14 protein-coding genes are annotated in these 14,907 nt (G+C 70.6%); 11 read left to right on the top strand and 3 right to left on the bottom strand.

Features of this window, described 5'->3' with window-relative positions; all coding sequences use genetic code 11:
- The first annotated feature begins 5 nt into the window (after positions 1-5).
- Positions 6-716, top strand: a complete 711-nt coding sequence (locus ACIG5F_RS19010; RefSeq protein WP_396519034.1) for an endonuclease/exonuclease/phosphatase family protein — start codon at positions 6-8, stop codon at positions 714-716.
- On the opposite strand, the gene ACIG5F_RS19005 is transcribed toward ACIG5F_RS19010, so the two are convergent.
- A complete protein-coding gene (locus ACIG5F_RS19005) occupies positions 676-1,521 on the bottom strand; it encodes a helix-turn-helix transcriptional regulator (protein ID WP_396519033.1) in 846 nt (281 codons plus the stop codon). The two genes, ACIG5F_RS19010 and ACIG5F_RS19005, sit on opposite strands and share 41 nt — an antisense overlap.
- A 102-nt stretch (positions 1,522-1,623) precedes the next feature.
- Between ACIG5F_RS19005 and ACIG5F_RS19000 the strand changes: the two genes are divergently transcribed.
- The 9 genes from ACIG5F_RS19000 to ACIG5F_RS18960 all read left to right on the top strand — a co-directional run bounded on the left by ACIG5F_RS19000 (position 1,624) and on the right by ACIG5F_RS18960 (position 12,076).
- Positions 1,624-2,388: an SDR family oxidoreductase gene (locus tag ACIG5F_RS19000; protein ID WP_396519032.1), complete on the top strand. Its 765-nt coding sequence runs from the start codon at positions 1,624-1,626 to the stop codon at positions 2,386-2,388.
- Positions 2,389-2,401: 13 nt separating this feature from the next.
- Positions 2,402-3,154: an alpha/beta fold hydrolase gene (locus ACIG5F_RS18995; RefSeq protein ID WP_396519031.1), complete on the top strand. Its 753-nt coding sequence runs from the start codon at positions 2,402-2,404 to the stop codon at positions 3,152-3,154.
- Between the two features lie 18 nt (positions 3,155-3,172).
- Positions 3,173-4,177 carry a LacI family DNA-binding transcriptional regulator gene (locus ACIG5F_RS18990; RefSeq protein WP_396519030.1) on the top strand — a complete coding sequence of 335 codons (1,005 nt, stop codon included), beginning with the start codon at positions 3,173-3,175 and terminating at the stop codon, positions 4,175-4,177.
- Positions 4,178-4,396: 219 nt separating this feature from the next.
- Positions 4,397-5,392 carry a LacI family DNA-binding transcriptional regulator gene (locus ACIG5F_RS18985; protein WP_396519029.1) on the top strand — a complete coding sequence of 332 codons (996 nt, stop codon included), beginning with the start codon at positions 4,397-4,399 and terminating at the stop codon, positions 5,390-5,392.
- 37 nt (positions 5,393-5,429) lie between these two features.
- Positions 5,430-6,608, top strand: coding sequence for an extracellular solute-binding protein (locus ACIG5F_RS18980; protein WP_396519028.1), 1,179 nt, complete (start codon positions 5,430-5,432; stop codon positions 6,606-6,608).
- A 128-nt stretch (positions 6,609-6,736) separates the two neighbouring features.
- Positions 6,737-7,591, top strand: coding sequence for a carbohydrate ABC transporter permease (locus tag ACIG5F_RS18975; RefSeq protein ID WP_396519027.1), 855 nt, complete (start codon positions 6,737-6,739; stop codon positions 7,589-7,591).
- Positions 7,591-8,397, top strand: a complete 807-nt coding sequence (locus tag ACIG5F_RS18970; RefSeq protein WP_396519026.1) for a carbohydrate ABC transporter permease — start codon at positions 7,591-7,593, stop codon at positions 8,395-8,397. Before ACIG5F_RS18975 ends, ACIG5F_RS18970 begins: the two co-directional genes overlap by 1 nt.
- A 10-nt stretch (positions 8,398-8,407) precedes the next feature.
- Complete coding sequence (locus ACIG5F_RS18965) at positions 8,408-10,345, top strand: TIM-barrel domain-containing protein (RefSeq protein WP_396519025.1); 1,938 nt, start codon at positions 8,408-8,410, stop codon at positions 10,343-10,345.
- A gap of 18 nt (positions 10,346-10,363) precedes the next feature.
- Positions 10,364-12,076, top strand: coding sequence for a hypothetical protein (locus ACIG5F_RS18960; protein ID WP_396519024.1), 1,713 nt, complete (start codon positions 10,364-10,366; stop codon positions 12,074-12,076).
- A gap of 25 nt (positions 12,077-12,101) precedes the next feature.
- Here the strand turns inward: ACIG5F_RS18960 and ACIG5F_RS18955 are convergent, their stop codons facing one another.
- The gene (locus ACIG5F_RS18955; RefSeq protein WP_396519023.1) at positions 12,102-12,884 is read right to left on the bottom strand and encodes a helix-turn-helix transcriptional regulator; all 783 of its coding nucleotides are present in this window, start codon (positions 12,882-12,884) and stop codon (positions 12,102-12,104) included.
- 102 nt (positions 12,885-12,986) lie between these two features.
- Between ACIG5F_RS18955 and ACIG5F_RS18950 the strand changes: the two genes are divergently transcribed.
- Entirely contained in the window at positions 12,987-14,075 is a 1,089-nt protein-coding gene (locus ACIG5F_RS18950) for a zinc-binding alcohol dehydrogenase family protein (protein WP_396519022.1), read from the top strand.
- Positions 14,076-14,233: 158 nt separating this feature from the next.
- Here ACIG5F_RS18950 and ACIG5F_RS18945 read toward each other — a convergent pair whose 3' ends face one another.
- Positions 14,234-14,815, bottom strand: a complete 582-nt coding sequence (locus ACIG5F_RS18945) for a class I SAM-dependent methyltransferase (protein ID WP_396519021.1) — start codon at positions 14,813-14,815, stop codon at positions 14,234-14,236.
- Positions 14,816-14,907: the final 92 nt, after the last annotated feature.

Raw genomic sequence — 14,907 nt, 5'->3', positions numbered from 1 at the left:
CGCACGTGATCACCGTCGCGACCTGGAACGTCCTGCACCGCATCCACGCCGAGAACTGGGGCGAGGACGTGGTGACCCACTGGCCGGACGAGTCGAAGCGGGTCGCCGCGATCGCCGGCCGGGTCGCCGAGCTGCCGGCCGAGGTCGTCGCGTTGCAGGAGGTCAGCGGGGACCAGCTGGCGGCGATCCGGGCGACGACCAGCCGGACGGTGCACGCGATGCGCTACCGCCGGGTGCCGCGGCCGCGCAAGATGGCGTCCCAGCTCAAGGACGACACCGAGTTCCTGGTGCTGCTGGTCGACGGCCCGAGCCGGGTCGTCGACGAGCTCCAGTTCCACGACGACTGGGGCAAGGGCGGCCTGGCCGTGCGCGCCGACGGCCTCACCGTGGTGGCCACGCACGTCAGCTGGTGGGAGCCCAAGCGGGCCGGCCAGCTGGCCAAGCTCCGGGACCTGGCCACCGCGCCGGCGGTGCTGATGGGCGACTTCAACGCCGACAGCGACACCGTGCTCGCCGACCTCGGCGAGGGCTTCCGGTCGGCGGAGATCCCGTCCGGCGCGACCACCCAGGGGGAGCAGGCCATCGACCACGTGATCGTGCGCGACGCCACGGCCACCGACGCGCGGGTCCTCGACAACGAGGGCCTGTCCGACCACCACCCGGTGCTGGCGACGATCAGTTGGACACCGGAAACCGCTCGTGACCCAGGACGCTGAGCAGCTGGAGCTTCTCGTTGCCCTCGCTGCCCGGGGGAGCGGTCAGCACCAGCAGCGCCTGCGACTGGTCCTCGGTGAACAGCGCCTGGCAGTCGACCTCGATCGGCCCGAGCTCCGGGTGCAGCAGCGTTTTGTGGTCGGCGAACCGCTGCGCGACCTCCTGCCGTTCCCACAGCTGAGCGAACTCCGGGCTGGCCTTCTCGAGCACGGCCACCAGCTCGCCGGCCCGTGACCTGGGGCCCATCTGCCCGTACGCGAAACGCAGGTTGGCCACATTGGCCCGGCTCTGGCGTTCCCGGTCGTGCTCGGGATAGATCAGCCGCTGGGCGGGGTCGGTGAACCAGCGGTAGATCTCGCTGCGGGCCAGGCCGGTGTACCCGGAGCTGTCCCCGTACAGCGCCTTGGCCATGCGGTTCTGCACCAGCACCTCGCCCAGGTTGGACAGGATGAGCGCCGGCGTGTCGTCGAGCCGGTCCAGCACCCGCAGCAGCGCCGGGGCGACGTGCGCGCCGGTCGACACCGGGGACGGCGCGTTGCGGCCGGCGACCCGGAACAGGTAGTCCCGCTCGTGGTTGGTCAGCCGCAGCGCCCGGGCCAGCGCGGCCAGCATCTGCTCGCTGGGCTGCGGGCCCCGCTCCTGCTCCAGCCGCGTGTAGTAGTCGGTGGACATGGCCGCCAGCGACGCGACCTCCTCGCGGCGCAGGCCGCTGGTCCGGCGGCGGGCGCCGGGCGGCAGGCCCACGTCCTCGGGGCGCAGCGCCTCCCGGCGGGTGCGCAGGAAAGACGCCAGGGCAGCTCGGTCCATACGCCCAGTATCGACGCCGGGCCCGGACGCCAGCCAGGGATCGGCGATCCCCCGATGAGTGCTCTCTGCCCACGGCCGGCGAATCCGGGCAAGGTTGTCGCCATGGACATCAGCGGAAACACCATCTTCATCCCCGGCGCCACCAGCGGCATCGGCCTCGCCCTGGCGCTCTCCCTGGCCGAGCGCGGCAACAAGGTCATCGTCGGCGGCCGCCGGGCCGTGCTGCTGGACCAGATCCACGCCGAGCACCCGGAGCTCGACACCGTCCGGATCGACACCGCCGACGCGTCGAGCATCCAGCAGGTGGCCAAGGAGGTGTTGGCCCGCCACCCCGAGCTGAACGTGCTGATCGCGATGGCCGGCATCATGCAGGTGGAGGACTGGCACAAGCCGGAGGGCTTCCTGGCCTCGGCCGAGGCCATCGTCACCACCAACCTGCTGGGGCCGATCCGCCTGGTCGCGGCGTTCGTCGAGCACCTCCAGACCCGCCCGGACGCCACCATCGTGACCGTCTCCTCGGGGCTGGCGTTCACCCCGCTCAAGGTCACGCCCAGCTACAACGCCACCAAGGCCGCCATCCACATGCTCAGCGAGTCGCTGCGGCTGCAACTGGCCGACACCACGGTGAAGGTGGTGGAGCTGGTGCCGCCGGCGGTGCGCACCGCGCTGCTGCCGGGCCAGGAGACCAGCGACTTCGCCATGCCGCTCGACGAGTTCGTGGACGAGGTCGTGACGCTGCTGGAGACCCAGCCCGACGCCAAGGAGATCCAGGTCGAGCGGGTCAAGTTCCTGCGCTACGGCGAGGCCCGCGGCGACTACGACCAGGTCGTGGCCACCGTCAACCACAGCGACCCGCACGGCAAGTGACAGAATCCGTGGGGTGGGGGAATTCCGGAGTTTCGACGGACTGAGGATCGCGTACCAGGAGCTGGGGGAGGGCCGGCCGGTCGTGCTGCTGCACGGCGTGATGGGGCTCGGCTCGCAGTGGATCGACCAGGGACCGGCCCGGATGATCGCCGACAGCGGCTTCCGGGTCATCCTGCCCGACCTGCGGGGACACGGGGCGAGCGACCGCCCGCACGACCCGGCCGCCTATCCGCCGGACGTGCTCGCCGACGACGGGCTGGCCCTGGTCGAGCACCTCGGCCTCGACGACTACGACCTCGGCGGGTACTCGCTGGGCGGCCGCGTGACGCTACGGATGCTGGCGCGCGGCGCCCGGCCGAGGCGGGCCGTCATCGCCGGCCAGGGCCTGGACGTGCTCGAGGGCGTGACCAGCCGCACCGGTGGCATCAAGGGCACGCTGGCCGCGATCGTCAACGGCGGCGAGCTGGATGCGGCGGCGCGGCAGACGGCGTACTGGCTGGAGCAGGTCGGGGCCGATCCGCACGCCCTGGTGCACGTGCCGGACACGCATGTCGCGACGCCGGTCGAGGCGCTGCGGGAGATCCAGGCGCCGACCCTGGTGGCGATCGGCGACGCCGACCATGCCCGCGCCGCTGCCGACCAGCTGGCGGCGGCCCTGCCGGTGTCGCGGTTCGTGCGGTTGCCCGGTGACCACTGGACCGCTTTCACCAGCCCGGAATTCGGCACGGCCATCGTCGACTGGATTCGAAACCTTTCGCCGATGTAAACGGTAACATCCCGGCTCATGCGAGGTGACGCTCCAACGCTGGCGGAGATCGCGAAGGCGGCCGGGGTGTCCACGCCGACCGTGTCGAAAGTGCTCAACGGCCGGTCCGACGTCGCGCCGGCCACCCGGGCCCGCGTCGAGGAGCTGCTGCACCGGCACGGTTACCGGCGCCGGGCCGGCGGGCCGCCGTCGCGGCTGTTCGACCTCGTGTTCCACGAGCTGGAGAGCGCGTGGGCGATGGAGATCATCCGGGGCGTGGAGAACGTCGCCCGGGAGGAGAAGCTCAACGTCGTGCTGTCCGAGGCCGCCGACCGGCACTCGCCCGGGCAGTCCTGGGTCGACGGCGTGCTGGCCCGCCGGCCTACCGGCGTCGTGCTCGTGCTGTCCGACCTCGACGCCGCCCAGCGGGCCCAGCTGGCCAGCCGGGAGATCCCTTTTGTGGTGCTCGATCCCGCCGGCGACCCGGCCGAGGGCGTGCCCGCCGTCGGCGCCAACAACTGGCACGGCGGGCTCAACGCCACCCGGCACCTGCTCGACCTCGGGCATCGCCGCATCGGCGTCATCACCGGCCCGTCCGGCATGCTGTGCAGCCGGGCCCGCCTCGACGGCTACCGGGCCGCGCTGGAGACCGCCGGCGTGCCGCTGGACCCGAAACTGGTGCGGGAGGGCGACTTCCACACCGAGGCCGGCTACAGCTGCGGCCGCGACCTGCTCTCCCGGCCTTCGCGCCCCACCGCCGTCTTCGCCGGCAACGACCTCCAGGCCCTCGGCGTCTACGAGGCCGCCCGCGAGCTCGGCCTGACCATTCCCGACGACCTCAGCGTCGTCGGCTTCGACGACCTGCCCCTGGCCCGCTGGGTCGGGCCGCCGCTGACCACCGTGCGCCAGCCCCTGGTCGCCATGGCCGAAACCGCCGCCCGCCTCGCTGTGCGGCTGGGCCGGGGCGAGCAGCCCGCCTCCACCCGCGTCGACCTGGCCACCTCGCTGATCGTCCGCCACAGCACCGCCGCCCCCGCCCTTTGACGTCATGAAGGGCCCCTTCCTCTCACTGAACGTCAGGAAGGGTCCCTTCACCACGTCCGGCGTCATGAAGGGGCCCTTCCTGTCACCCAACGTCAGGAAGGGTCCCTTCACCGCGTTCGGCGCACCGGTCGAAACCTTTCGACCGTTGACGTCGTCCATCGGTGCTTCTACAGTCTTGCGAACCGGTTCGCGAACCGGTTCGCGACAAGGAGGCCGCGGGTGAACATCGGTGAGATCGCCAGGCTGGCGGGGGTGTCCCGGAGCACGGTCTCGTACGTGCTGAGCGGGAAGCGGCAGGTCAGCCCCGAACTGCACGAGCGCATCACCCGCGTGATCGAGGAATCCGGATACCGGCCCAACGCCACCGCGAGGGCGCTGGCCGAGGGATCGACGCGGACGATCGGGCTGGTCATCCCGCCGACGGGCCCGCACCTGTCGGTCGACCAACTGCACTTCGTCGGCGCGGTGGCCGAGGCGGCGGCGGAACGGGACTACGACGTGCTGTTGTCGCCCAGCGGCCCGGAGCGGTTCGACCGCATGATCACCGAGCGGCGGGTCGACGGCGTCATCCTGATGGAGACGGTGCTGCGCGACGCCCGCGTCACGGGGCTCGTCGAGCAGGGCTTCCCGTTCGTCACCATCGGCCGCACCGGCGCCGACGACGCCCACGGCTGGGTCGACCTCGACTACGCCGGCCTCGTCACCGAGGGTGTTCGCCGGCTGCATGCCTTGGGGCACAACAGCATTGCCCTCGTCAACCGTCCGCAGGAACTGCTGGACCACGAGTACGGCCCGGCCTTCCGGGCCGCCGACGCCTTCGAGAAGGCCACCGTCGAGCTCGGCGGGCTGGCCGTGTGTTGTGATGACAACGACGACGCGGCCGCCGGCTGCCTGGCCGCGATCCTCGCCCAGGCCCCCGACACCACCGCCATCCTGACCATAAACGAACGCTCGCTCGCCGGCATGGTCGCCGCCCTTTCCGCCGCCGGCAAGGACATTCCCGCCGACATGTCCGTACTGGCGATCACCTCCGTCCGCAACGCGACGGCCGTGCGCCCCCAGATCTCCGCCGCCGACGTCCCGGCCGCCGCCATGGGCGCGGCCGCGGTGGACGCCCTCCTGCGGCGCATCGGCTCCGCGGCCGAGCCGGCCCCGAACGTCTTGCTGGCCCCCGAGTTCGTCGACCGCGGCAGCATCGCCCCGCCCCGCCGCTGATTACTCCCGTTGCCCCCTCCGCGAAGGAGCCTTCGCCATGAGGAAACTCGCGCTCGCCCTGGTCACGGCGACCGTCGCGCTGGTCACGACCGGGTGCGGCGGCTCGTCGGCCGCCGACGGCTCGACGCTGTCCGAAATGGACTACTACAACACTGATCCGCTGGTGTCGGCGTTGCCGAAGCTGCTGGACAGCTGCGCCCAGAAGGCCGGGGTCACGGTCAAGCGGCAGGTGGTGCCGGACCTGCGGACCAAGGTGCTGCAACTGGTCGGCAGCCATGACGTGCCCGACCTCGTGCTGCTGGACAACCCTGACCTGCAACAGATCGCCGCCACCGGCGCGCTCGCGGACCTCGGCTCGCTGCCGACCGACGGCCTCTATCCGAACGTCGTCGCCGCCGGCCGCTACCAGGGCAAGCTCTACGGGGTCGCCCCCGGCGTAAACGCCTTGGCCTTGTATTACAACACCAAACTGGTCTCCACCCCGCCGAGGACCTGGGACGAGCTGACGGCCGCCGCCGCGAAGCTCACCGCAGGGGCCCAACACGGCATCGGGTTTGCCGTGCCGGCGACCGAGGAGGGCAGCTTCCAGTTCGAGGCCTTCCTGCTCAGCGGCGGCGGCTCACTGTCCACTTTGAACTCACCCCAAGCCGTAGCCGCCCTTCGGCTGCTCACCGACCTGGTGGCCGGCGGGGCCGCGCCGAAGGACGTGCTGACTTGGACCCAGGCCAATGTCGAGGAGCAGTTCGCCAACGGCAGCCTGGCCATGATGGTCAACGGCCCGTGGCAGCTGCCGCAGCTGGCCAAGGCCGCCATGACCGACTTCGCCGTCGCGCCCATGCCGGTGCCCGCCGCCGGCGGCAAGCCGTCCAGTGCGCTGGGCGGCGAGGTCTGGGCCGCCGGCAACGGCCCCAAGTCGGCCAAGGCGACCGAGGTGATCAAGTGCCTCACCGCCGCCGACAACAGCCTGTCCTGGTCCAAGCTCACCAACTACGTCCCCAGCAACCAGCAGGCTGCGCAACAACTCGCTGCCGGCAACCCGCAGTTCAAGTCCTTTGTGGACGAGATCGGCACCGCTGCCGGTCGTACCGCCACCCTCGGCGTGAACTACCCGAAGTACTCGCAGGCCCTGTGGACTGCCGTGCAGTCCGCCCTGACCGGCCGCGCCACCCCGCAAGCCGCCCTGGATGCCGCCCAGAAGCAGGCGACCGGGCAATGACAGTCGAACACGAGGTGATCGGCGATCGGCCACGAGCTGCCGCCGGCCGCGTCCCGGCGGGTGCGCGCCGACGGCAAAGCAGTTGGGGTTCGGTTGGTCGGCAACTTGGGCTCGCCCGACTCGGGTTCGTGCTGCCAGTGGTCCTCTATCTGCTCCTGTTCTTCCTGTACCCGCTGATCGGCAACCTGGTCCTGTCGTTCCAGGACTTCGGCATCCAGTCCGTCTACAGTGGACAAGCGCCGTTCAACGGCCTCGACAACTACGCCCACCTGTTGCGGGATCCGGTGTTCGGGACGGCCGCGCTCAACACGGTGGTGTTCGTGGTGGGCTCGCTGTTCTTCCAGTTCACGATGGGGCTGGCGCTGGCGGTGTTCTTCAACCGGGCGTTTCCGTTGGGTGGGCTGATCAGGACGCTGCTGCTGGTGCCCTGGCTGTTGCCGTTGGTGGTGACGGGCACGGTGTTCCGCTGGATCCTGGACACCAGCAACGGGGTGCTCAACCACGTGCTGCTGGCGTTGCACGTGGTCGCGGAGCCGGTGCCGTGGTTGAACAGCGTCCGCACGGCGATGGTCGGCGTGCTGCTGTGCAACGTCTGGATCGGCATCCCGTTCAACATGGTGATCCTCCACGGCGGCCTGCAAGCGATACCGGCCGATCTGCACGAGGCGGCGGCGCTGGACGGGGCATCGGGGCTGAAGCGGTTCCGGCACATCACTTTTCCGCTGCTGCGGCCGGTGGTGGCGGTGGTTGTCACCTTGGGTCTGATCTACACGATCAAGGTGTTCGACGTGATCTGGGTGATGACCAAGGGCGGCCCGGCCGACGCCACCCAGACCGTCACGACCTACGGCTACCAGCTGTCCTTCGGCGGCCTGTCGCAGTTCGGGCTGGGGGCGGCGGCCAGCAACCTGCTGATCGTGGTGGCGCTGGTGTTCGCCGTGTTCTACCTGCGCTCGACCCGGGCCGAGACGGAGGTGGCGTGATGCGGACGGCGATCGCGCTGGTTCTGCTCGCGGTGATGCTGTTCCCGCTGTACTGGATGGTCGACGCGTCTTTTCAGACCAACCAGCAGATCGCCGACCGGTCGCCGCACTGGCTGCCGCTGCCGGGAACCCTGGACGGCTACCGGGATGCGTTGGGACAGCAGGGCGGCCACCTGGCGGTGTCGCTGGCGGTGGCCCTTGGCACGGTCGCGCTGACGCTGCTGATCGCGGCCCCGGCGGCCTATGGCTTGTCGCGCAATGCAACGCCGGGTTCGAGACCGCTGTTGTCCATGTTGTTGATCGTGCAGCTCATTCCGGGCATCGTGATGGCGAACGCCCTGTACCGCTTGTTCGCCACGCTCGGCGTGTTGAACTCGCCGGAAGCGTTGGTGCTGGCCGATTCCACGCTGGCGGTGCCGTTCGCGGTGCTGATCATGCGGGCGTTCATGCTGTCGGTGCCGAGGGAGCTGATCGAAGCGGCCGGCCTGGACGGGGCGGGCGCGCTGCGCACGTTCGTGACGATCGTGCTGCCGGTCAGCCGCAACGGCGTGATCACCGCCGGTCTGTTCGCGTTCCTGTTCTCCTGGGGCGACTTCATGTTCGCCTCCACGCTCAACCTGGGCGCTCCACAATGGACACCGATCACCGTCGGGCTCTACGACTTCATCGGCGCCGGCACCAACACCACCAGCTGGAATTCGGTGATGGCGACCGGGGTGCTGGCCTCGCTGCCGGTGGCGGTGCTGCTCGTGATGGCGCAGCGGCACGTGTCGGCGGGCCTGGCCGCCGGCGCGGTCAAGGACTGAGGGGATTGCCGTGACAGAACTGTGGTTCCGCACCGCCGACCACGTGGTGTGCGCGCAGCCGTGGGGCGCGGACAGCATCCGGGTCCGCGTCGGCCGCAAGGCGATCGTGCCGGACATCCCCGGCGCGCTGGAGCTGCCACCGGCCGAGGTGCCCGCAGTGGCGACGGAAACCTCGCTGACGGTAGGCCGGCTGCACCTCGAGGTGGCCGATGGCCTCCTGACGTTCAGCAAGGACGGCCGGGAGCTGCTGGCCGAGCAACCCGGGCACTTCGCCTGGCCCGGGCCGAGGTTGTTCGCGCCCAACGGGGACGGCTACCACCGGCTGGAACAGCGGTTCCGAGCCTATCCCGACGAGAAGATCTTCGGGTTGGGCCAGCACCAGCACGGGCGCCTCGACCAGAAGGGCATGGTGCTCGATCTGGTGCAGCGCAACGCGGAGGTGACGATCCCGTTCGCGTTGTCCTCACGGGGCTACGGCCTGCTGTGGAACCTGCCGGCCGTCGGCCGCGTCGAGTTCGCCGAGAACGGCACCCGCTGGGTCGCCGACTCGGCCCGGCAGATCGACTACTGGGTGACCACCGGCGACACCCCGGCCGACCTTCTCGCCCACTACGCCGACGCCACCGGCCACGCCCCGGCCATGCCGTACTGGGCAACGGGTTTCTGGCAGTCGAAACTCCGCTACCGCAACCAGGACGAGCTGATGGCCGTCGCCCGCGAGCACCGCGACCGGGGCCTGCCGCTGGCCGTGATCGTCGCCGACTACTTCCACTGGACCCACCTGGGCGACTGGCGGTTCGACCCGGCCGAGTGGCCCGACCCGGAGGCCATGGTCAAGGAGCTGGACGGCCTCGGCGTCAAGCTCATGGTCTCGGTGTGGCCCTCGGTCAATCCGCTCAGCGAGAACTACCAGACCATGCGGGACAACGGTTTCCTCATCGGCGCCGAGCAGGGCCTGCCGCTGCACCACATCTTCCCCGACAAGGGCTTCGGCGACCACAAGCACGGGGTGGCCTTCTACGACGCGACCGACCCCGCCGCGCGCGAGTTCGTGTGGTCCCGCCTCAAGACCGGCTACTACGACCACGGCATCCGCGTCTGGTGGCTGGACGCCTGCGAGCCGGAGATCTTCCCCGAGCAGTTCGCCAACCTCCGCTTCGCCGCCGGCCCGGGTAGGGAGGTCGCGAACCTCTACCCGCGGGAGCACGTGCGGGGAATCTACGAGCACGCGCTGGCCGAGGAAGAAGACATCCCCGTGAGCCTGGTCCGCTCGGCCTGGGCCGGTAGCCAGCGGTTCGGGGCGGCGCTGTGGTCGGGGGACATCGCCTCCACCTTCGCCTCGCTGGCCCGGCAGATCCGGGCCGGCCTGAACGTCGCGGTCAGCGGGATCCCGTGGTGGACAACGGACATCGGCGGCTTCCACGGGGGCGATCCGTCCTCGCCCGAGTATCGGGAGCTGGTGATCCGGTGGTTCCAGTACGGGGTGTTCTGCCCGCTGTTGCGCCTGCACGGCCATCGAGAGCCGCGAATCGGCTTCGGGGCCGGGCATTCGGGCGGCCCCAACGAGATCTGGTCGTACGGGGAGGAGGCGTACGAGATCATCGCCGAGCAGCTGCGGCTGAGGGAAAGGCTGCGCGGCTATGTGACGGAGCAGCTGGGGGAGACCGCTCGGACCGGGATTCCGTTGCTGCGGCCGCTGTTCGTGGACTACCCGGATGATCCATCCGCGTGGACGGTCGAGGACGAGTTCCTGTTCGGCCCCGACCTGCTCGTCGCGCCGATCACCGAGCTCGGCGCGCGGTCCCGGCCGGTGCACCTGCCGGCCGGCGGCACCTGGATCGACGTGGCCACCGGCGTGGAGCATGCCGGCGGCCAGAGCGTTGAGGCCCAGGCCCCGCTGGCGCGCATTCCCGTGTTCCGGCGCGCCGGCAGCACCCTGCATGTGTAGACCGACGAAGGGTCAACGATGACCACGTCCCTGCTCGCCACGGCCGCCCTGCTGGCCGCCGCGGCGATTGTGCCCGCACCGCAAGCAGACCACACCATCACCGTCGACCTGGGGACCGCCCTGGGCGCGCCGACCGGGGTCGGCTCCGGCTTCCTCTACGGCCTGAGTCAGGACGGCAGCGCCCCGGCCGACTCCCTGCTGGGCCCACTCAACGTGAAGTCCGGTCGAGGCGGCGGGGCCAGGATCGACGGCCACGGCTGGATCGGCGACGGCATGACCGCCGGCAGCGGTTACCGCGTCCGGATCACGTCGGCGCTGGACCAGGCCCGGCGCCTGAGCACCTACCACGCCGGCTACGACCTGCTGGTCAGCGACCTGTTCGGCGCCGACACCACACAGCCGTCGTCCACGGTTTACCCCTGCACGAACGGGGATTGCGCGAACTGGATCCGGTTCATCGACCAGGTCGTCGGCGACGTCAGGGCGTCCGGGCTGACCGTGAACTACGACGTCTGGAACGAGCCGGACGGCACCGCCTTCTGGCCCGCCGGCCTGAACTCCCCGCAGTACTTCCAGATGTGGGACACGGCGGTGCGGGAGATCCGGCGGCTCGCGCCGGACGCGTCGATCATGGGCCCGAGCCAGTCCGGCTGGAATCCCCAGCAGCTGGGCACTTTCCTCGATCACGCCCAGTCCGCCGGCACCGTGCCGACCTACCTGAACTGGCACTTCAGCCCGCACCCGGTGCAGGACGCGCAGACCGCCCGATCCCTGTTGTCGGCAAGGGGAATCAGCGGCGTGCAGCTGGCCGACAACGAGTACCTGTTCTCCGGCGACCAGCACGCCGGCTACCAGGCCTGGTATCTGGCCGAGCTGGCCAAGTCCGGGATCAGCCTGGCCGATCACGCGATCTGGACCGACTGCTGCGTCACCGGCAGCCTGGACTCGACGCTGGTCGACGGCCAGCCGACCGGCCAGTGGTGGGTGTACGAGGCGTACGCGAAGATCACCGGGCAGCTGGTGTCGGTCGACAACGGCGGCGCCAGCACCGACGCCGTCGCCGCCAAGGACCAGTCGCTGCGGCGGGCGACGGTGCTGCTCGGCGACTCCGCCAACAACACCGGCACGATCACCCTGAGCCTGAAGAACCTGCCGTCCTGGCTGGCCGGCAGCTCCGGCGTTCAGGTTGCCGTGCAACGGATCCCGGACCAGAACCCACTGTCGCAGCCCGTCACCGTCAGCACCACGCTCGTCACCGGCGACTCGACCGTGCCGATCGGCTGGTCCGCTGGCGCCGACGCCTACTTCGTGACGCTGTCGCCGGCCACCGGCCCGATCACCCAGATCGTCGACGGCACGGTCACTTCCGGCCCGAACTACTTCCAGTACGGGGCGAACTGGGGCCAGACCAACGGCGTACCCGACATGTACGACGGCACCGCCAACTGGAGCTACACCCCCGGTTCGGTGGCGCAGTTCCACTTCACCGGCAGCCAGGTCGCCCTGCACGCCGTGCGGGACTTCGACCAGGGGCAGATGCTGCTGTCACTGGACGGCGGGCCGGCGGTCACACTCGACAACTACGCCCCCAGCCGCAACGCCTCCGGTGTGGTGTGGACCAGCCCGAAGGTCGCCACCGGATCGCACACGCTGACGATCACCGTTGGCAGCGGCCAGAACCCGGCCAGCGCCGGCCGCAACATCGCCATCGACCGGGCCGACGTCAGCTGAGCAGCCGGGCCGCGAACGGCAGCGGTCACACCGGGACAGCATGACCCCGATCGACCGGCGTGTACACGGCCAGGCGCACGGCGGCGTCGTCATTGGACTGGAACGTGGCGTAGTCGTAGGCGACCACGCCACGTTCCGGGTGGTGCAACACCTTGCGACCGGAGCCGCTGCCGACGGCGATGCCGTGGTCGTCCCACCAGGTCGAGAACTCGGGGCAGCCGGCGGCCAGCCGCGCGGCCAGCTCGGTGAAGGCCGGATCGCCGGCCCAGACGTCGTGGGCGGCGCGGAACTGGCCGACGGTGTGCCGGGCCCGGTCGGCCCAGCCGGGGCCGAACAGCCGCCGTGCGGCCGGGTTCAGCAGCAGGTAGACGAGGATGTTGCGGTCCTCGAAGGGAAAGCCGCTGAACAGCTCGACGGCGGCGTCGTTCCAGGCCAGCACGTCCCAGCGCCGGCCGGTGGCGTACGCGGGCTGGCTCAGGCCCTCGATCAGGGTTTTCACCGACGGCGGCACGGTTTCCGGCTCGAACGCCGGCCGCCGGGTCTGCTGGGCCAGCACGGCGAGGTGCGCCCGCTCGGTGTCGTCCAGCCGCAGGGCCTCGGCCAGCGCCTCGACCGTGGCCGTGGAGGGGCGGACGGTTCGGCCCTGTTCGAGGCGGACGTACCAGTCGACGCCGATGCCGGCCAGCTCGGCGACCTCCTCGCGGCGCAGGCCGGGCGTGCGGCGACGGCGACCCGGGCGCAGGCCGACGGATTCCGGGGTCAGGCGCTCGCGCCGGGACCGCAGGAACTCGCCGAGTCCGGTCGGCATGGCACGCCTCCATGGGTGTGGCTAGTCCTAGGATAATACCAGGTCTGGTTACCCGGCCAGGATCCTTGTTGGATCGGTGGCATCCGTCGAAGGGAACCACCGATGAAAGCCGCTGTGCTCACGAAGTTCGGCGCCCCGCTGAGCGTGCGGGAGGTGCCCGATCCCGTGCTGGGGACCGGAGAAGTGCTGGTCGACGTGGTCGCCGCCCCGGTCCTGCCCTACACCGGCGAGGCGCTGGCTGGCGACCGCGGCTTCCAACTGGACCTGCCGGTCACCATCGGCATCGGGGCGGTCGGCCGGGTCCGTGCCGTCGGTCCGGATGCGACCCGCCTGGCGGTGGGGGACTGGGTGCTGTGCGATCCGACGCTGAGGTCGCGTGATCATGCCCTGACCCCGGACATCATGTTGCAGGGCTGGAGCGCCCGCGGCGAAGGCGGCCTTCGTCTCCAGCGGCCGTACGGCGACGGCTCGTTCGCCGAGCAACTGCTCGTCCCCACCGAGAACGCGATCCCGCTCGGGCCGATCGATCCGGCCAACGCCGGGCGGTGGGTGGCGGCGACCGTGGTGAGTCTGGTTCCGTACGGTGGTTTTCTCGCCGGCGAGCTCCGGCCGGGGGAGACCGTGGTGATCAGCGGCGCGACCGGCAACTTCGGCAGCGCGGCCGTCGCGGTGGCGCTGGCCATGGGCGCGGCCCGGGTGGTCGCGCCCGGCCGTGACGAGAAGATGCTGGCAGAACTGGAAAAGCGATTCGGTAGTCGCGTTAGGACGGTCGTGTTGACCGGCGATGAGGACACCGATCGGGAGGCCATGGCCGCAGCCGGGCCCGTCGACCTCGTCCTGGATCTGCTGCCGCCGTCGGTCGGCGGCGGCCCCGTGCGGGCCGCGGCGATGACCGTCCGGGAGTACGGCCGGATCGTGCTGATGGGCGGTGTGCAGGACGACTTGTCCTTGCCGTACCGGTGGTTGATGCGCAACGGGATCACCGTTCGCGGGCAGTGGATGTACCCGCGCTGGGCCAATCTCCGCCTCATCGAGCTGATCCGCTCCGGGCTGCTGGACCTGAACCAGTTCGAGGTCACGGAGTTTGCCCTCGACGACGTCCACGCGGCGATCGAGCACGCCGCCGCGACCGGCGGCAAGTTCCACGCAACCGTGCTCAGGCCGGGCAATGACACCAATCCGGTGCGATAGGCCAAGACCACGATCTGCACCCGGTCCCGCAGGTCGAGCTCGGGACGGCCGGGAAGAGCGGCGATTCGCCGCGGGCGCCAACACTGTCACGCCGAGGGCCAACTCGTGGTCCCGCAGGCGCAGCACCCTCGGCATGGGCGTTGCGGCAGGCTGCTGGACTACTGGAGCCGCCACGCCACCAGTTCCACCGGTTGACCGATGCTCAGCCGCACGTTCACGAACCCCGCCGCCTCGGCCTCTTCGCGCAGCCGCGCGGGCCGGAAGTCCAGGACGTGCCGGTGCACGGTGACCACCAGCCGGCCGCCGGGCCGCAGCACCCGGTGGATGTCGGCGAACCCGGCCGGCCGGTCCCACAGCATGACGTTGTTCACGGAGATCGCCGCGTCGATGCTTTCGTTGGCACAGCTGGTGTTCTCCGCGCTGCCGGGCCGCACTTCGAGATCCCCGGAGCGGATCCACTGCACGCAGCGCTCGGCGGCCATGGCCCGCATCAGCGGGGACGGGTCGACGCCGATCACGTGGCCGTTGGGGGACACCGCCTCGGCGGCCAGCGCCATGCCGACACCCGGCCCGTGCCCGATGATCAGCACCACCTCGCCGGAGCTCAGCGCGGCCAGGCCGATGGCCGCCCGCTCCTGCTCCCGGTTGCCGAACGCCATGATCGAGCCACCCATCCGGCCGGCGACGCCGCGCGGGTGGCCGAACGCGGCGTCCAGGGCTCGCCTCAGCAACGTGGGCATGTCCCAAGGTCACCACGGATACCGCCGGAACGCCATACGGACCCACCGCCAGCAGTATGCACGTCTTCCTGATGGCTGTGTGTCGAGCGGCC

Source organism: Kutzneria sp. NPDC052558 (assembly GCF_044547355.1).
In the GTDB taxonomy this organism is placed as follows: domain Bacteria; phylum Actinomycetota; class Actinomycetes; order Mycobacteriales; family Pseudonocardiaceae; genus Kutzneria.
The sequence above is the reverse complement of the archived record's forward strand: the minus strand, read 5'-3'. Positions and strand labels throughout refer to the sequence as shown.